This is a genomic window from Paracoccus alkanivorans, assembly GCF_003697785.1.
Lineage (GTDB): Bacteria > Pseudomonadota > Alphaproteobacteria > Rhodobacterales > Rhodobacteraceae > Paracoccus > Paracoccus alkanivorans.
The window spans coordinates 1-21,701 of record NZ_QOKZ01000009.1; the positions used below are offsets into that span (position 1 = coordinate 1).

Genomic DNA, 21,701 nt, shown 5'->3' on the forward strand with positions numbered 1-21,701 from the left:
CGCGGCCGATGAACTCGACCTGTCCGTCCTCGCGCCACCGGGCCAGGTCGCCGGAGCGATACATGCGCTGCCCGGGGCTGAAGGGATTGGCGAGGAAGCGCTCGGCGGTGAGATCGGGCCGGTTCAGGTAACCCTGCGCCAGCCCCGCACCGGCAATGTACAACTCGCCAACAACACCGACAGGAACAGGATGGAGAGATGCGTCGAGGATATGCGCCTGCATGTTGTCCAATGGCCGCCCGATCGGAGCAGCCCCCCGATGCGAGGGGTCAAGCTGGCAGGTCAGGGCAAAGGTGGTGGCTTCAGTTGGCCCGTAGCCATTGACGATCCGAAGTTTCGGGAAGCGCTCCTGCAGCAGCGCGATGGCCGAGGGCGACAATATATCCCCGCCCGCCCAGATCTGCTCGAGGCCCGCGAAGAAATCCGGTGCGGTGCGCACGAACTCGTTGAACAGGCCCGCGGTCAACCAGGCGGAATCCACGCGGTGCTGCCTGAGCACACGGGTCATCTGCGCCGGGTCGGTCGCCTCGCGCGGGCCGATGACGATGGTGCGGCCATTCAGCAGTGGCATCCACAGCTCGAAATTCGAGGCGTCGAAAGCATGTGGCGAATGCAGCAGAACGCGCTTGTGACCGCTGGAAAAGCGGCGGTCGCGGATGAAATCGGCGATATCCTGGTGACGGATCGCGACACCTTTTGGCGTGCCGGTCGAGCCCGAGGTGAACATGACATAGGCCAGCATGTCGGGGACAGGCATATGCGATTCTGACCTCGCCGCAGGCAGCGGCTCGCGGTCAAGACGCAACAGGTGCCGGCTGGTGATGTCGCGCCCTTCGAGAGCGGCATCGGCGATCAGATGACCGGCGCCTGCGGCTGCGATTACCTCGTTCAGACGTTTGTCGGGATGCAATTCGTGCAACGGCACGTAGTGACCACCGCATTTCAGCACCGCCAGTGAAGCTGCGATCACATCGGCCGATCTGCTCAGCAACAGTGCCACCGGCTGACCCATTTCCACACCCTGCCGTTGCAGGACTGCCGCGATGGCATCCGAGCGGGTGTCGATATCGGCAAAACTGTGGCTGACATCACCATCGATTACCGCGACGGCATCGGGCGCCTGCTTCACGACCCCGGCGAAAAGCCCGGTGATCGTTGCGGGTGGAAGATTGGTGGAGGTATCGTTGGAGGTCGCGATCTGCCGGGCTTCGCTGGCGGTCAGCAGGTCGATGAGTGCCAGCGGACGATCGGGCGCGGCAAGGGCGGCGGTGGCGAAATCGAGGAAGCGATCAAGATGCATCCGCATCTGCAACGGTGTGGCGATCTCGGTATTGCCATCGAGGTTGACGGTAAAGACCGGGCTGCCCGGTATGCCGACGATGGTCATCGAAATATCCTGAACCGCGCCGTTCGACAGGGCAGTCAGTTCAGCGGGAATGCCGGCGAAATCGAAATGGTAGTCGAAAGGAACGATATTGATGCGCGGACCGAAGCCGCGAGCCTCGCTGCCGGTCAGTTTCAGGATTTCGGCGCTGCGGCAGCTTTGATGCTTGATCGCGTGGCGGATCCCCGAACCGATCGCGCGGGTCAGGTCGGTCAGTGAGCTGTCCGGGGTCATGTCCAGCCGAAGGGGCGCGACATTGGCCAGCATCCCCGGCGCATTGCGTGTGGTGCGGGTGCGTGCTGCCACCGGAAAGTCGAACAGCATCGATGCGCGCCCGGCGATGCGCTGCAGATAGGCGGCGGCCAGCGCCGTCAAGAGCTGCGGCCAGCGTGTGCCTGTGGTCGCCTCGGCGTCCAGCAGCGCACGCGCCAGATCGGCGGGTATCGCGGCGCTGGCCCGGTGATAGGCCGACGAGGCGCGATGCGGCGAGCCGTCCAGCCCGGCGGGGGCAGGTGCATCCACCAAAAAGTCGCGCCATGCCTCTATATCCCGCGCGTGGCGGCCGGAGGCGCGGTAGCGTTCATCCTCGGCCAGGATCGTTTCGACGCTGTCGACATCGCCGGCCGGTGCAGCGCTTCCGCCGGTGAGCGCGGCGTAATGCGCGGCCAGCCGGCCGTTCATCAACGAGCCGCTGAAACCATCCATGACAGCATGGTGATAGCGCTGGAACAATACTGCGCCATTGCCCGCCAGTTGGTACAGGACGAATGTATATGGCGGTTCGGACGCCAGATCATAGACATGGCGACAGCGTCTTTGCATATCCGCCTCTGCCTCGGCCATGTCGGCGCAGTTGATGATGGTCAGGCCGCTGCCGCAATCACCGGTCTTGAACTGGCGTGGACCGTCGGGCGTATCGATGATGCGCAGACGCAGCGTGTCGAACTCGGCCACGCTGGCATCCAGCGCCTGACGCAATGCATCGGTGTCGACTTCGCCTTGCAGATGCAGATGACCGCGCAGGTCCAGAAGATCGTTGGTCGGGTCAAGTTGTTGGGCGAACCAGATTTCTGCCTGGGAAGCCGAAAGCGGGCGCAGATCGCGGGTATTGATGGTCATCGGAAGAACTCCCGTATTCGGTCTCCGTCACGCGGACAGGGGGACTGACAAGGCGGCAGCGGGGCGGGTGGCGGCGTGGTTCTGCCGTCCCACCAGCCGGGCATAGAATTCATGCGTCGCCACGAGCTCGGCATGCGTGCCCGAGCCCGAGACCTGGCCGCCTTCGAGGAAAACGATCAGGTCGGCGTCGAAAACGGTCGACAGGCGGTGCGCAACCACGATGTTGGTCCGGCCCGCGCGCAAGCGGTCCAGGGAGGCCTTCACCTGGCTTTCGGTTTCGCCGTCCAGCGCCGATGTTGCCTCGTCTAGGATCAGGATCCGGGGATCACGCAGGAACATGCGTGCGATGGCGATCCGCTGGCGCTGACCGCCCGACAGGTTGTTGCCCTGTTCGATCAGATTGGTGTCCAGTCCGCGCGGCAGCGTCTCGATGAAACTCAGCGCATCTGCGCGGGCGGCGGCATCGCGGATCTGGTCGTCGGTGAAATTACCGGTCAGGCCATAGGTGATGTTGTCGCGCATGCTGCCCGGCATGATCGGGGCGTTTTGCGGGACATAGCCGATCATTCGGCGCCAATCCTGCAGGGGTATGCGGGCGATATCCGTGCCGTTCAGCGTGATCCGCCCTTCGGAGGGCAGGTAGAAGCGTTCGATCAGCGACAGGATGGTGCTTTTGCCGCTGCCGCTGGGACCGACCAGCGCAGTGGTGCTGCCCGGCGCAAAGGCCAGTGACAGATCCTGCAGAACCGGCTGGCGGTCACCGTCATCCGCTTGATAGGCGAAAGAGACATGCTCGAAGCGAAGTTCCCCGCCCTCGGCGGGGGCGGGATCGCTGGTGAGATATTCCTCTTCGGTTTCGTCCAGCAGGACGGCGATACGGGCGGATGCGCCCTTGGCTCGCTGGAACTCGGCCATGAACATGGTGAGTTGCATCAGCGGCGAGATGACGTTCAGGATCGACAGGATGAAGGCCGTCAGGGTGCCGACGCTCATGGTTCCGACGGAAACCCGGCTGGCGCCATAGATCAGGATGGTGACGATCGCCGCCGTCATGGCGAGCTGGATCACCGGCTCCAGCGTGGTGTTGACCGTCGAGCTGCGCATGCCCAGGCGCCGCAGCTTTTCCAGTGCCTTGCCGATGCGGCGGCTTTCGCGTTCTTCGGCGGTGAAAGCCTTGACCAGCCGGATTTCCCCGAAGACCTGGGTCAGCAGCCCGCTCAGGCGAGCCGCTTCGTCCTGTGTGCGGCGGCTGAGCCCGTCCAGCAGCATCGACAACGGCACCAGAACCGCGAAAGCGGCGATCATCGCGCCCAGCAATGTCATCGTCAGCGCGTTGTCCAGCGAATACAGAACCACCGCCACCCCGATCAGCATCATCGTGCCAGTAATCAGGTTGACCGTCTGTGTGGTGGTCAGGGCCGAGATGCTTTCGCAATCGCGCATGATCCTACTGACCCTTTCGCCGCTGCCCTCGCGGTCGAAGGCGGGGATCGTCAGCCGCAGCATCTTGTCGGACAGCCGCTGGCGCAGATTGGCAACGATATTGTGGCCGATCCGGGCCAGAAGCAGCGATGAAAGCGCATTGAACAGGGTGGCACCCAGAAGCGCCGCGATCAGGAAGGACATGGTTTCGCTGATCAGCCCGCCGCTGCCTGCGGTATCGACCACCTTGCGGGTCAGCAGCGGAAAGACCAGCGAACAGGCTACGCCCGCCGCTGCTGCCAGGGTGGCCGCGATCAGGGCCGTGACCGAGGGCCGACCCGCGCGGATCAGCCGAAACAGCGGCGTGGAACCGGATGCCATGTCATGTCCTCCATTGGGCTGGCAATGCGCCTTTTCGAGAGCAGCATGACGGGGATTCGAGATCCGGGCTAAACGCCCATTCAGCCTTGCATCTTCTGTCCCGCACAGATGAGGGGGTTAGCTCCGGTCGGCTCGTCTGGCATCAGGGGCAACCCGCATGCGGTGGTTGCGAGGCCTCAAGCCAACCAGGAAATGCACCGCTATACACTTGTTTTGCTGCCGGGTGCCCGAACCATGGACCATGCCAGAATTCTTGACAGAGAAGACGATGGAGTGCTGCTGATCGCCCCCATTGGTTCAGCCGCGAATGCCCGGCCGCGCCTTCTGTCGCTCTACAGCGATCAACTGGAGGTTCTGTCCGAATCCGAACGCGATGCTTTTCTAACCGGGCGGGCGATGGTGATGCGTGGCATGCGCCTGCTACGGTTGCCGCCGCAAGCGATACCCGAACATCCCGAACGGCAGTGGCCGACCGATTTGACCGGTGCAATCAGCCACGACGGCGGCCAGGTGGCCGTCTGGCTGCGCCGAGGCAGAAGCGAATCGCTGGGTTTGGACTTGCGGGCGATTCGCGCTGATGCGCAGGCCGGTCCGCTATCCGGGACGGAGTTGCATTTGCTTGCGCATCAGCCCGGGCTGACGCGGATGCGGCCCGAGGAGAGACGGATGGGGGCGATCTCGGCCAAGCACGCACTGTCCCGCGGACTGGCGTCACGACTGGGCACAGCGGTCGGCCCCGCCGATCTGGAGGTCCGTGCCTCGGCCCGATCGGGAATCAGCCTCCGGCTAGCCGATGCGGTGCTGTACGGGCTGCGACCCGGCAGCCGTTTCCGCGTGGAATTGCGGGTCATGCCGGGGCTGGTGCTGACCCGGGTTCTGGTCGGGGCATTGCCACGGCTGCGGCCCTGCTGAACCGCCGCCCACCGGCCCGCACAGATGCGGGGGCCGGAATAGGCGCGTGCAGGCGGGGCGCTGTCGGTCAGCCGTGGTTTCCTTGAGGCTTCCCGCAATCAGGAAGCAAGGAGCACCTGCCGATGTTCATTCTGATCCAGCCACATGAAATCGCTGCCAACTCTTCGCTGATGCGTGCCATGTTCCGGCTGCGCAAGCGGGTTTTTCACGACCGGCTGAACTGGAAGGTCGAGGTGGCCGGAGACGAGGAACGCGATGGATACGACGATCTGGGCGCCTCCTATCTGGTCTGGTGTTCCAGAGACCGTAGCAAGCTTTACGGAGCCGTGCGGCTGATGCCGACCGATGGGCCGACGCTGTTGCATGACGTATTCTGGGCCACGCATGGCCGTAACGCGGATCTGATCGGCAATGATATCTGGGAAGGCACGCGGATGTGCCTGAACGAGGAACTGTTGTCGCAGGATTTTCCCCATATGGATGCGGGGCGGGGTTTCAGCCTGATGCTGCTGGCACTATGCGAAGCGGCGCTGGCAACGGGTATCAACCGGCTGGTATCGAATTTCGAACCGATGATGGGCCGCGTCTATCGCCGGGCGGGCGTCCGCATGCAGATGCACGGATCAGCCGATGGCTATGGCCGGCGCCCGGTCTGCTGCGCATCCTTTGCCGTTTCGCAGCAGGTGCGGCGCGACATGCAGAAGGCGCTTGGCGTTGCCGGGCCGTTGTTCCACGCTCCGGTTCCACCCATGCTACCCTGCCAGCAGCCGGTAATACGCATTCCCGCGATGCTGCATTGACAGGCGGCCGCTGGTGGAACGCGAACTGGACAGTTTCGCCCTTTATTGTCTGGCTGCGGAAATCCGCCCCGCCGAGACCCTACGGGTTCTGGGGTTGATCGAACGTAGGTTGGCCGGCGATCCGGAAAATGCCGAAATCCATCTCTACAAGGGGGCGCTGCTGTCGCGTATGGGGCTGGAGATACAGCATCCCGCGCAGGCTCAGCGTTTCCTGAAGACGGGGGTCGGGATCATGCGGACCATACAACCCGTGACTCCCATGCGGTCGCTGACGCATTTGCGTATGCTTTATGCCCGCGGAACCACGCAGGTCATCCTGCCGGTGCCGCCGATGACGGTGCGAGAAATCCATGAAGGCATAGTCCGGATCCTCGATCATCCCGGCTTTGGAATGCTGCATGGCTCTCGCCGCGCCGTCGTGCTGGGAATGCAGGCGCACCTGCTGAAAAAGCAGGGGCAGGATCGGATGGCGGCCCGGTTATGGCAGGCTGCCACCCGGATAGAAAAGCGAATTAGCGGCTTTCCAGACGCGCCGCCTCAGATCATCTTGTAGCGCACCGCCTTGGCCACTGCCTGTGCCAGCGAAACGCAGTTCAGTTTCACCCGCGCCAGCTTCAGATAGCTGCGCACGGTATGCTCCGACAGGTTCAGGATGATAGCGATTTCGCTGTAGGTCTTGCCTTGAGCGGTGAAGCGCAAGCATTCGTATTCGCGCGGCGCAAGTTGCGGAATGCCCTTCGCATCGGCCGCAGCCTCGGCCAGCGCCTTTATATGCAGGTCCATATGCGCTTGCTCCAACCCGCTGAGATGCGCGTCGATATGTGCTTCCCAGTCTTCGGGCTCGGCGCGACTGATTGACAGCACGCTCTTGCGGCCATGCGGGTCGATATGGACGAGGCTGTAGCCGACCGTGCCAAGGCCCGCCTGCACGAATTCCTCCATTGTCCGGACCTGATTGTCGTCCAATACCAACTCGGACCAGAAAAAAGCCTCATCGCCTCTTTGTGCGCGTTGCAGAACAGGATCCGCGACCGCCATGTTGTTCAGAAGATAACGGCTGACCCAGCTTTCCGGATAGGTGGTCCGGACGAAAGGATTGTCCATTCCCGTGGTTGGGTTGTTCAGCATATGCAGCGTGACATGATCGACCCGCAGAAGCCCGCGCAAGATCCGGATCGCTTCGGCGGTAGAATTGGCGGGTAACATCGAACGAACAAGTGTCATTTGCGGCCAGAAGGTTGCGTCTTGGGTCTTCACTTTGATCAGTAGCGAAGCATAGCTTAGGCAAATTGTGTGACGCTTTCCTGTCCCGATTTGATTTCAGCCGAAATTTGCCGGATTGTCCGGGTGTACATGTCCGGCCTAGGCGATTAACCGCCGGATTCCGAAAGGCTAGATTCCGGGACTTATCCGGCCGAGCTTTTCCGGGCTAGCTTATCGGCCGCCTCGTCGATTCGGAACTCGGACAGATGTGCCGCCGGCCGCTCGACATCCCGGGCCTGTAGCAGAGCCAGCTTGGCCGTGGCCACGGCTCCAGGCGGGTCTGTGGCAGGCATTCGCGGCGCGGGAAGCGAATGATCGGGAGGAGGATCGGGCAGGATGCGAGCCACGCGCCGCCCCAAAGAATCGAGATAGGTCAGCATGACCGGCACCACCACCAGCGTCAGCAGGGTGGATGAGACCAGCCCACCGATCACTGCATGTGCCATTGGTGCGTTCTGGCTGGTGCCTTCATGAAGACTCAGGGCCATCGGCAGCATCCCGAGGATCATCGCCAGCGTGGTCATCGCAATAGGACGAAAGCGGGTGCGAGCCGCGCTCACGAGGGAGTCGTAGAGATTGAGGCCCTGGCGGACCTGCTGATTGGCATTGTCTACCAGCAGGATGGCGTTCTTGACTACCAGACCCATCAACATGATGATGCCGATCGCCGACATCACGTTGAGACTGGAGCCGCCCAGCCATAGCCCCACGATCACTCCGATCAGCGACAGCGGCAGCGACATCATGATTGCCAGTGGTTGCAGGATGCTGCCGAATTGCGAGGCCAGCACCAGATAGATGCATGCCACCGCCAGCAACAGCGCCGTAACCGCCGAGGCACCCGCTTCGGCCATCTGCTCGGTATCGCCGCCGAGCGAGAAGCGATAGCCTTCGGGCAGCTCCATTTCATTCGTCAGGCGAGAGAGCTGCGCGTGGACGTCGCCGGGCGCGTCGGGGGAAAGATTCGCCTCGATCGTGATCCGCCGCGACAACTGTTCGCGCAAGATTTCGTCCGGGCCGCTGCGCTGCTCGATCCGGGCGATCTGATCCAGCCGGATGATCTGGCCGTTCCCGGAACCGATGCCTACCGGCAGGTTGCCCAATGTGGCGACCCGGCTGCGATCGGCTTCGGCGAGGCGCATGACGACATCATGGCTTTGACTATCGGGGGCGGTCCAGGTGGCGATGGTTTCGCCGGTTGTCATCGACGCCAGAACCGCGCTCAGATCGCGGGCGGTCAGGCCCAGCTCACTGGCCATCTGCCGGTCCGGTTCGATGCCTATCTCGGGCCGAGTCTGCCGCATTGAGGACGAGATATCCTCGACTCCCGGGATATCGGCCAGCCGGCCCGCCACTTGATCGCCGATCCGCCGCAGAACCTCGCTGTTCTGTCCCAGAACGATGATTTGAACCGGTTTCCCGCCACCCGCAGCATTCCCGGCGCTGACCTCTGTTCGCAAGCCCGGGTAACGCCGGAGCATTGGGCGCAGGCTGGCGGCGAACTCTGTCGCCGAGGCATCGCGCTGCGCTTGCGGGACCAGGGTAATCCCGATATTCGCGGTGTTTCGCTGCCCTGTTCCCACACCGGCCGTGCCGATGCTGGCATAGGTAGAGGCAATTTCGAGCATCTCGCCCAGCTTGGCTTCGATCTGGCGCACGCGCGCAGCGGTATAGTCCAGCGAGGATCCCGGGGGCGTTTCGATGCTGATCGAAACGCGGCCATCATCCTCGGCAGGCAGGAATTCGGCGCCGATCATCGGGATCAGGGCAAAACTGCCCAGGAACAGGGCGATGGCCATCGCCAGCGTAACCAGCCGGTGCCGCAATGACCAGCGGAGCACCGAAAGGTAATGCCCGGTCAGGCGGTCGAAGCTTTGATCGAGCCGCGCAACCCATCGCCCGACCGGGCCGCGACGGGCACCGGGATGCGTGGCCGGATCATTCCAGACGCTGGACAGCATCGGGTCCAATGTGAAGGCCACGAACAGTGATATCAGCACGGCCACCGAAACCGTCACGCCGAATTGCAGGAAGAACCGGCCCAGAATGCCTTCCATGAAGGCGACCGACAGGAACACGGCGATGATGGCCAGCGTTGTGGCGGTCACGGCAAGGCCGATCTCTGCCGTTCCGTCCAGAGCCGCATGGCGGTGACTCTTGCCTGCCTCCAGGTGGCGGGTGATGTTTTCGCGCACGACGATGGCATCGTCGATCAGGATGCCGACCGACAGCGACAACGCCATCAGCGTCATGATGTTCAGGGTGAAGCCGAGGAAATGCAACGCCACCATCGTCCCGATCATCGATATCGGCAACGCCAGCCCGGTGATCACGGTCGAGCGCCACGAGTTCAGGAACAGGAACACGATCAGCACCGACAGGATCGCGCCCTCGATCAGCATATTCTGCACGGCGGCCACCGAATCCCTGACCGCGTCTGCCTCGCTGGCGATGATCTCGATGCGCACATCCCCGGGCATCAGATTTCGTTCGGCGCTTTGCGCCGCGTTGGCGATACCGTCGGTCACGTCGATGGTGTTGGCACCCTGAACCTTCATCACGTCGACAGCCAGCGCGGGCTTGCCGTCGAGAAAGGCGAGGCTTTCGGCCTCGGCCGCACCGATGCGGATATCTGCGACTTCGGATAGACGAATCGGCTGCCCGCCTTGGCGACCTATGATCAGGTCACGGAAATCGCCGACATCCGCCAATGCGCCACGGATCTGGATCGACTGCGACCGCGCGCCGCCGGTGATCGTCCCCGCCGGCAGGTTCTCGGCATTGTCCGCGATCGCCGTTCTGACCTCGGACAGAGGAATGCCCTGCGCGGCCAGTCGCTCGGGATCGATGATTACATCCACCTGCGCCGGAACTCCGCCCACCAGCGAGACGCTGCCAACGCCGCCGACGTTGCGCAGCCGGTCAAGAAGGTGATCTTCGGCCAGCCGGGTCAGTTCGGACAGCGAACGGTGGTCGGAACCGATCGCCAGAGAGATGACCGGCGTTGCGGCGGGATCGAATTTCACAATGGTGGGCGTCTCGGCGGCATCCGGCAGGCTGGACTGAACCGTGGCCATCTTGTCGCGCACCTCGTTCATCGCCTCGGCCGGGGATATTCCCAGGTCGAATTGCATTAACACCGTAGCCTGCCCGGCTTGCGCGGTAGAGCGGATCACGTCGATGCCGCTGATCGTGGCCATGCTGTCTTCGACAGGCTTGATGACGTCATTCTCGACCGCTTCCGGCGATGCTCCGTCATAGGCAATCACGATGGCCACGGCGGGCACGTCGATATCGGGCATATGCTCGACTGGCAGGCGGTGCCAGGAGAACAGGCCGAAAATCGTGATGGCCAGCATGACCATTGTTGTGAAAACCGGGTTGTTGACGCTGGTTCGGGTCAGGAACATCAGCGCGGCTCCCCGACCCGAACTTGCATGCCTTCGCGCAGATCCGGCAACCGTCCCGAAACGATCCGGTCCGAGGTCTCCAGGCCCGAGGTTATGGCGATCAGGGCGTTGCCCCACATTGACGGGTCGATTTCGACCGGCTGGCGGATCAGGTGGCCGTTGCTGATCTTGAGCACATGATGACCATCCACGTCTTCCCGCAATGCGTCATGCGGGATGGCGATGGTCTCGGAGATACTGTCGATCTCGATCTGGCCGTTGACGAACATGCCGCCGCGCAGGAGGCCATCGGGATTGTCCACTCGGACCGTCACGGCACTGTTGCGGCTGCCTTCGCTGGCAACGGGAGAAATGCCATCCACACGGCCGATGAACTCCCGGCCCGGCAGACCCGGCGATGTCAGGTGAACCCTTTGCCCGGGTTTCAGCAATACGGTTCTGGCCACCGGGACATCCATCGTCGCCAGCATGCTGGACAGGTCGGCCAGTTCGAATACGGTAGTGCCGTTGGCGACAGTCTGGCCCGGATCGACCTTGCGTGCGGCGATCACGCCATCGAACGGTGCCAGAATGCGGGTGTCGCGGAGAGCTATCTCGGCAGCGGAGACGGCGGCCCGCTGCATTTCCAGGTTGGCCGCCTGCACTTCCAGATTGCTGCGGGAGCTTTCGAGATTCGCTGCGGCGGTCAGACCGCGATCGCTTAGCCGTTCGGACCGCTGCTTCTGCGCCTCGGCCAGCAGCGATTGCGCGCGGTTTGCTTCAAGCGCCGCCTGCTGTTGGAGGAGCTCGGCCCGGAGACTGTCGCTTTCGATCTGCAGCAACAAGTCACCTTGCGACACCCGCTCTCCCAGCCGCGCGCCGACCTGCTCGACCAAGCCGGTCGTCCGGCTGGCGATCTCGACCTGCATATGCGGATGCAGGGTGCCGCTGACCGGCAGGGTTCTGCGAAGCTTTTGTGGCCGCACCGTGATCACATCCAGTGGGTGCAAGATGGTGGCGATATCAGTGGAGGTGGTATCGGAAGGCGCGGCGGGTGGTGCCGGATCGGGTATCACGGCGACGGCCGCCAGTGCCAGAACCAGAAGGCCCAGAAGCCCCCAGGGCCACAGCCGCCGAGGTGATTCGGATGCGGCGGTTTCGCGGCGCAGTTCGCGGGCGGTTTTGGCCCATGCCGGTTTGTCGTTCCGGTGGGCCGGAAGACCTTGCTGATCGTTCGAAGGCTCGGGCGACATCTGGTAGGATTCCGTTTCTGCGCAAGGAGGCGATGTCTCCGGAGAATGCCCGGTATTGGCCAAAATCGGAAAACGCCAGATAAATCCCGTACAAATGAGGGGGTGCCGCCCGGTCGCCCTTGCCCGCCGCGAGGGCCGAGCCCTTAGCCACCCGTCAAGCCAGAGCGAAGCGGAAGCCGGGTGCACGGACCGGATCAGGGTCTAGGGCCACGACTCTAGTAGCCTGAAATCCTGATCGCCGGATTATCTATCGTTCCGATGTGTTGAAGGACGGACATGCAGGCGATCCACCCGTGGGTTGTGCGAAATGGCGCTTTGTCAATCCGCGACCATCATGCTGGCGCGGCATGCCTGCTTGAGCGACGTTTGCGAAGGCGAATGAGCGCGTTCCGGATGCACTCAGTGTCACCGAGAACCTTCAGGAGTTCGGCACATGCGGGCTGCTGCTTTCCGCTCGCCGCGCCATCTGCCTCCAGTAGAGTAGCGACATCCCATGCCCCGCAACATGCTGTAGCGCCCGTGTGATCGCGGTATGCCGAAGGGTATGGAGCGTTACGTCATCCAGCCCGGCATTCTTGCAGATGATTTTCCACGCGATCTTGAGGTTGCGGCAGCGTCTTCCCTGATATTCCACAGTATTTTCTGTTAGCCTTGGGCAAGTGAGGAGCAAGCAGACGCTTGTTTGACGCGTAGGCGATCTTGTGAAGTTGGACTGTGCTGTTGCCTCCCTTCCGACGATTGCGCGCGGACCCTGACCTGCGCGATCACCCGGCCCGCTGCACAAGATGAGAACTCGGGCGTCGGGCGATTGCTCGGCCTGTGCCGGTAGGCCTCAACAATGTTGCGATCAGGGGTTTGTTGGCAGCGCCGGGGCGGGGCCGGTCGATCCACGCTCGACGATGCGGCACGCCAGTTCGACCCGACGAGGCGGCAGATCGGGACCGGTGATTGTCTCGCGCAACAGATCGAGGGCGAGACTGCCAATGGTGCGCATCGGGATCTCGACGGCCGATAGTGGCGGGGTCTGCAGATCGCATTGCGGCAGCCCGTCGAAGCCGAGCACGCTCACCTCGCCCGGAACGTCGATCCCGGCGCTGGCCAAGGCGAGGAGCGCCCCGACGGCGAGGCTGTCTCCTGCCGCCAGAATCGCTGTGAAATCTCGGGGGCCTTTCGAAAGGCGGCGTGTCACTGCGGCGGCGGCGGCATCGGGCAGCCAGTCATCGACCTCCACGACCAGCGAGGGTTCCGGTGCGATTCCCTCGGCTGTCAGCCGGTCCGCCCAGCCTTCGCGGCGGCGTTCTATGGTTCGGCGGCCGGGTCGGGTCAAAAACAGGATTCGCTTGTGTCCGAGCCGGAGCAACAGCTCGGTCGCCCGCGCCGCGGCAGTGCGATTGCAAGGTGCGACTGACGATAGCCGCATCATCGGATCGTCGGCATTGACGAGCACGACCGGCCGGCCGAGCGCGGCGGCCTCGGCAATCGCGGCATCCGTCTCGGGTGTCAGAAGCACATAGCCCGCCGCGCCCTCGTCAGCGGCAAGGGTCGTGTCGAGCGATGCCGTGGCGGTGCGGGTTTCGAGGGTCATGCCTAGGGCCGCCGCGCGATCCCGCATTCCGTCAAGGACGTGCAGCGTGAACTGGCTGCGGGCATAGTCGACCATTGCCGCCTGGCTCGCCACAAGGATTGCCGTGCGGCCCGCCACCGTCGATGGCATCGCGTATCCCAGCAGCGCTGCCGCGTCGCGAATTCTGCTGCGCAGTTCGGGCCGCACGCCGGGACGATCCGCAAGCACGCGGCTCACCGTGGCGATCGAAACGCCACAACGCTCCGCCAGGTCCTCCATCCTGATGCGCCGTCGCTCCATGATCGCTCCCGCCCGGATTCGAGCATAGACTGCAAAAAATTTACATGTTGTGCAAACAATTTTCCGTCAGCTATCCTGATGGCAGGGGAGGAACGTAATGCGAGACGAACTGGCGGTTCGCGATGCGTTGACCCGTGTGGTCGACGGTCTGACCTCGCTGCGCAACGACGGAAGGTTCGACGAACCCAACCTCGATGGCACAGCCGGGGACTATATCAGCTTTCAGGCTTGGGAATGGCCGCAGGGCGTCGGGCTTTATGGGCTTGTCCGGCTGTGGCGCGACACCGGAGAAGAGCGGCTGCGCACCCTGTTGGAAGATTGGTTCGCGGCACATGAAGCGCGCGGGCTGCCCTCTCTCAACGTCAACACGACGGCTCCGATGCTGGCGCTGACCCTGCTTTGGGGCAGGACACGCGATCCGCGCTGGGAGGCGATGCTGTCTGAATGGGCCGACCGTGTGCTGGCCGAGATGCCGCGCACGCCCGAGGGCGGGTTTCAGCATGACGTGTCCGACAAGATCAATGATGGCGAGCTTTGGGACGACACGCTGTTCATGGTGGCGTTGTTTCTGGCCGCCTATGGCGAGTTGTCGGGCCGACGCGCGCTCGTCGACGAGGCACAGCATCAGTTCCTGGTGCATGCGCGTTATCTGGCGGATCCGGAAACAGGGCTCTGGTTCCATGGCTGGAGCTTTCCGCGGCGCGACAACTTTGCCCGGGCCCGCTGGGCACGGGGTAATGCATGGATCACCGCCGGGCTTGCCGATCTGCCCGAGCTCTGCCGACTGGATCCCGCGGTCGCGCGCTTTCTGGATGGGGTGCTCGGCGCGCAGATCGCGGCGCTTTTGCCGCTTCAGACCGCAGGCGGTGCCTGGCGAACCCTGCTTGATGATCCGTCCTCCTATGAGGAAACCTCGGCCACGGCCGGCATCGCCTATGGACTGATGAAAGCCGCACGTCTCGGCCGTGCATCACCCGAGGCACGCAGGGCGGGGCGCCGTGCGGTCGATTATGTGCTGGGGCAGATAGGTGCCGATGGTGTCGTGGGCGGCGTGTCCTACGGCACACGCATGGGCCAGGATCTGCAATTCTACCGCGACATCCCGATACAGCCCACCGGCTACGGTCAGTCGCTCGCCATCCTGTGCCTCGCCGAGGCGCTCAACGATCCGGAGGCCCGATGACCTGGACCACCCGATATGGTGCCGCCCCGTCGGCGATCGACGGAATGACCGCCGATGACCTGCGAAACGAGTTCCTGATCCCGGAGCTCTGGGCAAGAGGCAAGGCGCGGTTTGCCTATACACATGTCGACCGAATGGTGATCGGCGGCGTCGTGCCCGAGACCGGCGGCATCGCCATCGGTGACGGCGCGGAGGTCGGCACACCGCATTTCTTCGATACCCGCGAAGGTGGCATCGCCAATCTCGGGAAAGGGCGGGGGACGGCCGTGGTGGACGGTGAAACGTTTTCGGTCGGCCCGCGCGATATCCTTTATGTCGGGCGCGGCGCAAGAGACGTGCACCTGACTTCCGACGACACAGCAAACCCGGCGATGTTCTATCTGAATTCGGTTCCGGCCGGGGTTGAGCATCCGCATCGCCTGATCACCCGAGCCGAGTCGAAACCGATAACGATGGGCGAGGCCGCAAAATCGAATATGCGGACTTTGAGGATGTATATCCATCCCGAGGTGGCGCCGTCCTGCCTGCTGCTGATGGGGATCACCGATCCGGCGCCGGGAAGCATTTGGAACACGATGCCGCCGCATTTGCACGAGCGGCGGATGGAAGCGTATTTCTACTTTGACATGGACGGGGAGGATCGCGTGTTCCATTTCATGGGTCGTCCCGACAACACCCGCCATCTCGTGGTGGCCTCGGGTGAGGCGGTGCTTTCGCCGGCCTGGTCCATCCACATGGGCGCGGGCACGGGACCCTATGCCTTCGTCTGGGGAATGACCGGCGAGAATCAGGTTTACAAGGATGTCGATCCGATTCCGGTGAGGGCACTCAAATGAGCCGCCTCGACCGTCCGCTCATGCCCGGTGCGCCCATTACCCTCTGGCGGGTTTCGGCGGTTGCGGAAGAACCGTTCGATGTGGCCGAGCGCCCGATGGAGGGCGAGATGGATCCGTTCTTCTTCCTGACCAAGGAGAAGAACTTCATCCCGCACGAATATCCCTGCCGGACAGATTTCGCGGAGCGTTTTCGGGGACGCCGCCCCGACGAACGGGTAACAGGGGCACCGGATCGGGTCTGGCTCGGTTTCGGGTCGCCGCGGCTCGATCTCTCGGGCTTCTGGTTTCGGGCCACGCGTCTGGCCGCCCGGGCCGAGACGCTTGTCATTGCCGAGACCGCCGGGCGCGCGAGGCTGCGGCTGGCCACATGTGGCGGTGCGATACTCCGGTTGAATGGAGAGGAAATTCTGTGGACCGCGGAGTATCGACGGAATTTCGAGACCGTCGCCGAAATCGCGGTGGATCTTGCGATGGGCGAGAACCGGATCGAGTTGTTCCTGGACGACCTGGCCGAGCGGGATACGCGTTTCTATGCGCAGTTGGACTATGATGGGGGTCCAGTTGCGCGGCAGGCGATCCGTATCGGGGCGAGGGCCGAGCATGCGCGGGCGGTGGAAACTGCCCTGGAGACCATGCATTTTTCCCGAACCTGCCATGATGGCGGGCCGGTTCGCCTGACCCTGCCGAATCCGTTGCCGGTTCCGTGCCATGCCGAGATCCGGATCGAGGGCGATTTCATGTCCCACGATCCGCTTCCACCGATGCAGATCGACCTTGCCGCAGGAGCAACCGAGATCGATCTCGGCCATGCCGATGCGCTTCCTGCGGATTTCCGGCATGTCGTGGTGCGCCTTGCGGTCGACGGTTTCGCGGCTGAACGCGTCTATGGCACCGAGATTGCCCATAGCAGGAAGCAGGGTCCGGCGCCTGCCGGCATGGCCGCACGCGTTGCGGAGGCGCTGACCGCCGTTGCCAATGGCGGCGAGGCCGATACCGTTCGGGCGCTGGCGCGGCTTGCGCTGGAGGATGGCGGCGCGGAAACACGGGCGATGATCGAGGCCGCGCTGCCCCGGATTGACGCCTGCTGGGACTGTGCGGATTTTGCGCTTGTGCCGCTGATCTGGTGCCGGACAAGCTGGCCCGAATTGCTGGGGGCAGAGCTTTGCGCACGCATAGACCGGACAATCCGCGCCTACCGGTACTGGATGGACGAGCCCGGCAACGACGTGCAGTGGTATTTCTCCGAGAACCATGCGCTTCTGTTCCATACCGCCGCGCATCTCGGCGGGGCGCTCCTGCCAGAGGGGGTTTTCGTTCGCTCCGGCCGCACGGGAGCGGAACAGTCCCGAATTGGCGCTGAACGGCTTGGCCGCTGGTTCGATCATTTCGAGAGATGGGAGATGGCCGAGTTCAACTCCGCTCCTTATTTTCCGATTGACCTGAAGGGGCTGACGGCGCTTTACGCGCTTTCGCCCGATGCCGGTTTGCGCGAACGTGCCGCAAGCGGGATCCGCCGGCTGATCGATATCGTGGCAAATTCGGCCCACAAGGGCGTGCTCACTGCCGCGCAGGGCCGCAGTTACGAGCATACGCTTCGGGCGTCGATGACGCTGGAGCTTTCTGCGATAGCACGGCTTCTATGGGGGAGTGGAAGCTACGGCACCCGGTTTCATGCGACGCCGCAGCTTGCGGTTTGCCTCAGGGATCACGGGCTGATGCTGCCCGATCACACGGACCGTGCAATCATGGCAGGCGATGGGGCGCAGGAGTGGCGGTTCGCACAGGGTCAGGACGCGATCGCCAGGCTTTATCATCACAAGACCGCCGATCACGCGATGGGCAGTGCCGTTACCTACCGCTGGTATGAATGGGGCTATCAGGAAACCCTGATCCATGCCCGGCTCGGCGAGAACCCGAATGCGCAAGTGTGGATCAACCATCCCGGCGAGGTGACCCATTCAGGCTATGGGCGGCCCTCTTACTGGGGAGGCTCGGCTTCAGTCCCTAGGGTTCAGCAATATCGCGACCTGGCCCTCGTCCGGTTCGCCGGGGTGGCTCCGCAACCGGATTTTACCCATGCTTGGTTCCCCACCGGCGATTTCGACAGCGCCCGAATCCAAGGTGACAGGGCTTTTGCACGGTCCGGGCCTGCCCATCTGATGCTGCGCGGTTCCTCGCCGTTCCGTATGGTTGACAGTGGCCCCGCGGCAGGTAACGAGTTACGCCTTTCCGGGCGCGAAAACTGGTGGCTGTTGCGTCTTGGGTCCGTCCTTGCCCATGGGGACGAGATGGCATTCGCGGCGCGATTCGCCAGGCTGGTTCCCGAGGAGAAAGCGACAGCAATCGAGATAGAGGACCCAGATTACGGGCGTGTGATATTCCATGACGACGGGACGGTGGCGGCGGAGGGCCGTCGGATCGATCCGGCCGAATTCACCGTATCGGGCCAGCGGGAAATCCTGCACCGCGTGCCGTTTGTTTCCACGCAGGACAAGGCAACGGCCAAGGCCGGTGCGGGCCAGAGGCCATGACAGGGAGGAAGACCGGATGAAATTCACGATGGCATCGTTTGCGGCGCTGGCCGTGGCCGGATTCGGCTCGGCAGCGTTTGCCCAGGACAAGGTCGAAGTCCGCGTGATGTGGTACTCCGACGGGATAGAAGGCGAGGTGATGCAGGATCTGCTCGATCGGTTCGAGAAGACGCATCCAGAGATCGATGTGGTTCTCGACAATGTCGCCTATCAGGTGATTCAGGAGCAATTGCCGATCCAGCTAGCCTCCGGCAAGGGGCCGGATATCGCCCGGGTGACGAATCTCAAGGAACAGGCCGAGCACTGGCTGGACCTGCGCGATTATGTCGAGGACCCGGCTTACTGGGAGGCGAATTTCGGCGACCGTTTCGACTGGATGCGTCCGGACGGCTCGGATGCGATACCGGGCTTCATGACCCAGCTCACGCTGACCGGAGGCTTTGCCAACAAGACGCTTTTCGAGCAGGCCGGTGTAGAGATGCCGGGCGACGGGGCAACCTGGGACGACTGGATCGCGGCCTCCAAAGAGGTGATGGAAAGCCAACAATTGCCCGCCGCCTTTGCCATTGACCGCTCGGGACATCGAATCTCGGGACCCAACGCCTCGTATGGCGCGAATTATATCGGCGATGACCGGATGCCCGCGCCGATCGACGACGGCACCATGACCTTTGCCTCCAAGCTTGTCGACTGGACCAATCAGGGGCTCATGCTGCCCGAGGTGTGGGTTTCGGCTGCCGGGACCACCTACCGCGCAGCAGCGGACGATTTCATCAATGCCCAGATCCCATTCTACTATTCCGGCTCCTGGCAGATCGCAAATCTCTCGACCAAGATCGGTGACGCCTTCGATTGGGTCGCTACCGGCTCGCCCTGCGGGAGCGCCGGATGTTCCGGACTCGCCGGCGGCGCGGCTCTCGTGGCGATCAAATACACCCGGCATCCCGAAGAGGTCGCGGCGGTCATGGATTATCTCGCCTCCGAGGAGATCCTGCGCGAGTTCACGGAACGCACCCTGTTCCTGCCGGCACATAAAGGCGTGGTCGAGGCCGGTGGCCTGAATTTCCAATCCGACGACCCGAATGTCGCCCCGGCGCTCGACAAGTTCATCTCTGCCTCGACCGAGACCCTGCCGTTTGCTGATGCCCTGCCGGCGTGGAAATGGGCAAACGCCTATTACGGCGCGCTCGTCACCCGGATCAGCCAGGTCATGGCGGGCGAGATCAGCCTTGAAGAGGCCCGCACGCTGATGGACCAGGACATCGCCGATCAAGTCAGCGCGGCGTCGCAGTAAGCGATGGCCGGGTTTGGCAAAACCTTGGGAAGAGCGGTTACCTGGCCGCTCACCCTGGTGGCAAGGGCCGTCGATCCGCCGCTGCGCGTCTGGCAGCGCTGGACCGGCACCGGGGGCATGGCAGCCGTATTTCTTGCGCCCAATCTCGCGATATTCGGCGTCTTCGTCCTGATCCCCCTGGTTTTGAATTTCGTCTACTCGATGACCGGGGGAACCGGCATCCTTCTTGATCAGCGTTCCTTCATCGGGATGGAACAATACGGCCGGCTGCTCGAATGCGAGGATTATACCCGCCGTATCACCTGCCGCGAGGACCAGTTCTGGACGGCGGTGACCAATACCGCGACCTTCGTGATATTCCAGGTTACGCTGATGGTGACTGTCTCGTTGATCACCGCGCTGATCCTCAACCGCAACATTCGTGGCCGTGGCTTTTTTCGAGCCGTTTTCTTCTTTCCGGTTCTTCTGTCGCCTGTTGTCGTTGGCCTGATCTGGCGCTGGATTTTGCAGCGGCAGGGGCTTTTGAACCTGATCACGGTCAATCTGGGGTTGGAGCCGGAAGTCTGGCTCAATGACAGGTTCTATGCCTTCGCGGCCACGGTCGGGGTGTCAACCTGGGCGCATATGGGTTTCTATACCCTGATCCTCCTGGCCGGGCTGCAGGCTATCCCGCGGGATCTCTATGAAGCTGCAGAGATGGATGCGACACCGCCCATGCGCGTGTTCCGGCGGATCACGTTGCCGCTCCTGGGACCAAACTTCGCTGTGGTTCTGGTGCTGGCGCTGATCCGCGGTGTGCAGATCTTTGACGAGGTCTATGTGCTGACGGGTGGCGGTCCGGGCACCTCTACCCTCTATCTCACGCAATATATCTACGAGGTCGGCTTCGCCTCGATCCTGCGCAATCCGGGATTGGCGGCTGCGGCATCGATCCTGATGGGCGCAGTGCTCGTGGTGCTGACGCTCCTGCAGCTCTGGTTCTCACGCCGGGCAGAAGGGAGACGGGCGCGATGAGCCGTATCCTCACCTTTGTTTTCCGGCGCCGCGGTCATGGCGGGCGCTGGCACTGGACCGACATCGCCACCTGGATCTGGCTGATCGGCGGCACGATCCTGATGTTCGGCCCCGCACTCTGGCTTGTCGCATCATCGTTCAAGGGGCCGGCGCAGCTGGCGGAGTTCCCACCAACGCTCCTGCCTTATATTCAGCAGACGGCAGTGGTCGAGGGATATGACGCCCCGCTGCCGCTTTACACTGCAACGCTGGAAGATGGCTCGGTAGAAGTCCTGGCGGAGATCCGGCGTATCGGCGTCAATTCGCAGATGGTCGATCCCGAGAACCCGGGCGAGCGGATCAATGTGAACATCGCCGACCGCAGCCCTGTCCGCGAGATAGGGTTCGCGACCGGGAATTATGTCGAGCCGCTTGTCGCGAACAATTTCCTGCGTTTCCTCTGGAATTCGGTCTTCGTGACAACAATGGCCACGCTGATCACGCTTCTGACCAATTCCATGGCCGCGTTCGCGCTCTCGAAATATCGGTTCCGGGGCCGTGACGCGGTGATGCTCCTGATCGTTGCCACACTCATGGTGCCACTCTCGGTCATTCTCGTGCCGCTCTATTCGGTGGTGAATGCGACGGGACTTCTCAACACGCTTTGGGGGGTGATCCTGCCCACGGTAGCGACGCCGACGGGGGTTTTCCTGCTCAGGCAATACATGCTCACGATCCCCGACGAGCTTCTGGAAGCCGCGCGGATGGACCATGCCAGCGAATGGCAGATCTATTGGCGGATCGTGCTGCCTCTCGCTGCCCCCGCGCTCGCCGTCCTGGCCATCTTCTCGGTCGTCTGGCGCTGGAACGATTTCCTCTGGCCGCTGATCGTATTGTCGCAGCGCGAGCACTATACGCTGCAGGTCGGGCTCAACACATATGCGGGTGAGTTGAACGTGCAATGGCACTATATCCTTGCCATGACCGTGGTGACGATGATCCCGGTGGTCCTGGTCTTCGTATTCCTGCAGCGCTTCATTACCACCGGAATTGCCGGGGCAGGCATCAAGTAGGGGG

Annotated in this window: 15 protein-coding genes; 9 read left to right on the forward strand and 6 right to left on the reverse strand. The window is 63.0% G+C overall.

The features are described from left to right. Positions 1-2,503, reverse strand: a 2,503-nt coding sequence (locus C9E81_RS18345) for an amino acid adenylation domain-containing protein (RefSeq protein ID WP_122113816.1), incomplete at its 3' end; no start/stop codon positions are given. A 27-nt stretch (positions 2,504-2,530) separates the two neighbouring features. Then, positions 2,531-4,306, reverse strand: a complete 1,776-nt coding sequence (locus C9E81_RS18350) for an ABC transporter ATP-binding protein (RefSeq protein ID WP_122113817.1) — start codon at positions 4,304-4,306, stop codon at positions 2,531-2,533. 273 nt (positions 4,307-4,579) lie between these two features. Between C9E81_RS18350 and C9E81_RS18355 the strand changes: the two genes are divergently transcribed. The 3 genes from C9E81_RS18355 (at position 4,580) to C9E81_RS18365 (ending at position 6,571) form a co-directional block, all read left to right on the forward strand. Next, positions 4,580-5,218, forward strand: coding sequence for a hypothetical protein (locus C9E81_RS18355; RefSeq protein ID WP_147457628.1), 639 nt, complete (start codon positions 4,580-4,582; stop codon positions 5,216-5,218). Positions 5,219-5,340: 122 nt separating this feature from the next. Then, positions 5,341-6,018, forward strand: coding sequence for an acyl-homoserine-lactone synthase (locus C9E81_RS18360; RefSeq protein WP_122113819.1), 678 nt, complete (start codon positions 5,341-5,343; stop codon positions 6,016-6,018). A gap of 13 nt (positions 6,019-6,031) precedes the next feature. Beyond that, positions 6,032-6,571 (forward strand): hypothetical protein, encoded by a 540-nt coding sequence (locus C9E81_RS18365; RefSeq protein WP_122113820.1) that lies wholly within the window; start codon positions 6,032-6,034, stop codon positions 6,569-6,571. On the opposite strand, the gene C9E81_RS18370 is transcribed toward C9E81_RS18365, so the two are convergent. From C9E81_RS18370 to C9E81_RS18385, 4 genes are all read right to left on the reverse strand, one after another. Continuing rightward, positions 6,556-7,224: a helix-turn-helix transcriptional regulator gene (locus C9E81_RS18370; protein ID WP_166461973.1), complete on the reverse strand. Its 669-nt coding sequence runs from the start codon at positions 7,222-7,224 to the stop codon at positions 6,556-6,558. The genes C9E81_RS18365 and C9E81_RS18370 overlap by 16 nt on opposite strands. A gap of 200 nt (positions 7,225-7,424) precedes the next feature. Next, the gene (locus C9E81_RS18375; protein WP_122113822.1) at positions 7,425-10,691 is read right to left on the reverse strand and encodes an efflux RND transporter permease subunit; all 3,267 of its coding nucleotides are present in this window, start codon (positions 10,689-10,691) and stop codon (positions 7,425-7,427) included. Then, positions 10,691-11,923, reverse strand: a complete 1,233-nt coding sequence (locus C9E81_RS18380) for an efflux RND transporter periplasmic adaptor subunit (protein WP_122113823.1) — start codon at positions 11,921-11,923, stop codon at positions 10,691-10,693. Before C9E81_RS18380 ends, C9E81_RS18375 begins: the two co-directional genes overlap by 1 nt. An 847-nt stretch (positions 11,924-12,770) precedes the next feature. Then, on the reverse strand, positions 12,771-13,787 hold the full coding sequence (locus tag C9E81_RS18385) for a LacI family DNA-binding transcriptional regulator (RefSeq protein ID WP_122113824.1): 1,017 nt from the start codon (positions 13,785-13,787) through the stop codon (positions 12,771-12,773). 97 nt (positions 13,788-13,884) lie between these two features. Between C9E81_RS18385 and bglB the strand changes: the two genes are divergently transcribed. The 6 genes from bglB to C9E81_RS18415 are packed head-to-tail and all read left to right on the forward strand — an operon-like array spanning position 13,885 to position 21,697. Beyond that, positions 13,885-14,970, forward strand: coding sequence for a beta-galactosidase BglB (gene bglB, locus C9E81_RS18390; RefSeq protein WP_122113825.1), 1,086 nt, complete (start codon positions 13,885-13,887; stop codon positions 14,968-14,970). Beyond that, positions 14,967-15,806 carry a 5-dehydro-4-deoxy-D-glucuronate isomerase gene (kduI, locus tag C9E81_RS18395; protein ID WP_122113826.1) on the forward strand — a complete coding sequence of 280 codons (840 nt, stop codon included), beginning with the start codon at positions 14,967-14,969 and terminating at the stop codon, positions 15,804-15,806. Before bglB ends, kduI begins: the two co-directional genes overlap by 4 nt. Then, positions 15,803-18,337, forward strand: a complete 2,535-nt coding sequence (locus C9E81_RS18400) for a hypothetical protein (protein WP_122113827.1) — start codon at positions 15,803-15,805, stop codon at positions 18,335-18,337. The genes kduI and C9E81_RS18400 overlap by 4 nt, the downstream gene beginning before the upstream one ends. 16 nt (positions 18,338-18,353) lie before the next feature. After that, positions 18,354-19,631: an ABC transporter substrate-binding protein gene (locus C9E81_RS18405; RefSeq protein WP_122113828.1), complete on the forward strand. Its 1,278-nt coding sequence runs from the start codon at positions 18,354-18,356 to the stop codon at positions 19,629-19,631. A 3-nt stretch (positions 19,632-19,634) separates the two neighbouring features. After that, a complete protein-coding gene (locus tag C9E81_RS18410) occupies positions 19,635-20,645 on the forward strand; it encodes a carbohydrate ABC transporter permease (protein ID WP_122113829.1) in 1,011 nt (336 codons plus the stop codon). Then, on the forward strand, positions 20,642-21,697 hold the full coding sequence (locus tag C9E81_RS18415; protein ID WP_122113830.1) for a carbohydrate ABC transporter permease: 1,056 nt from the start codon (positions 20,642-20,644) through the stop codon (positions 21,695-21,697). Before C9E81_RS18410 ends, C9E81_RS18415 begins: the two co-directional genes overlap by 4 nt. Positions 21,698-21,701: the final 4 nt, after the last annotated feature.

What these genes read in the sequence shown, in the direction of transcription:
- C9E81_RS18360 (WP_122113819.1), top strand. Translation starts at nt 5,341, where the DNA reads ATGTTCATTCTGATCCAGCCACATGAAATCGCTGCCAACTCTTCGCTG.
- C9E81_RS18415 (WP_122113830.1), top strand. Translation starts at nt 20,642, where the DNA reads ATGAGCCGTATCCTCACCTTTGTTTTCCGGCGCCGCGGTCATGGCGGG.
- bglB (WP_122113825.1), top strand. Translation starts at nt 13,885, where the DNA reads ATGCGAGACGAACTGGCGGTTCGCGATGCGTTGACCCGTGTGGTCGAC.
- C9E81_RS18410 (WP_122113829.1), top strand. Translation starts at nt 19,635, where the DNA reads ATGGCCGGGTTTGGCAAAACCTTGGGAAGAGCGGTTACCTGGCCGCTC.
- C9E81_RS18380 (WP_122113823.1), bottom strand. Translation starts at nt 11,923, where the DNA reads ATGTCGCCCGAGCCTTCGAACGATCAGCAAGGTCTTCCGGCCCACCGG.
- C9E81_RS18350 (WP_122113817.1), bottom strand. Translation starts at nt 4,306, where the DNA reads ATGGCATCCGGTTCCACGCCGCTGTTTCGGCTGATCCGCGCGGGTCGG.
- C9E81_RS18375 (WP_122113822.1), bottom strand. Translation starts at nt 10,691, where the DNA reads ATGTTCCTGACCCGAACCAGCGTCAACAACCCGGTTTTCACAACAATG.
- C9E81_RS18370 (WP_166461973.1), bottom strand. Translation starts at nt 7,224, where the DNA reads ATGTTACCCGCCAATTCTACCGCCGAAGCGATCCGGATCTTGCGCGGG.
- C9E81_RS18400 (WP_122113827.1), top strand. Translation starts at nt 15,803, where the DNA reads ATGAGCCGCCTCGACCGTCCGCTCATGCCCGGTGCGCCCATTACCCTC.
- kduI (WP_122113826.1), top strand. Translation starts at nt 14,967, where the DNA reads ATGACCTGGACCACCCGATATGGTGCCGCCCCGTCGGCGATCGACGGA.
- C9E81_RS18385 (WP_122113824.1), bottom strand. Translation starts at nt 13,787, where the DNA reads ATGGAGCGACGGCGCATCAGGATGGAGGACCTGGCGGAGCGTTGTGGC.
- C9E81_RS18405 (WP_122113828.1), top strand. Translation starts at nt 18,354, where the DNA reads ATGAAATTCACGATGGCATCGTTTGCGGCGCTGGCCGTGGCCGGATTC.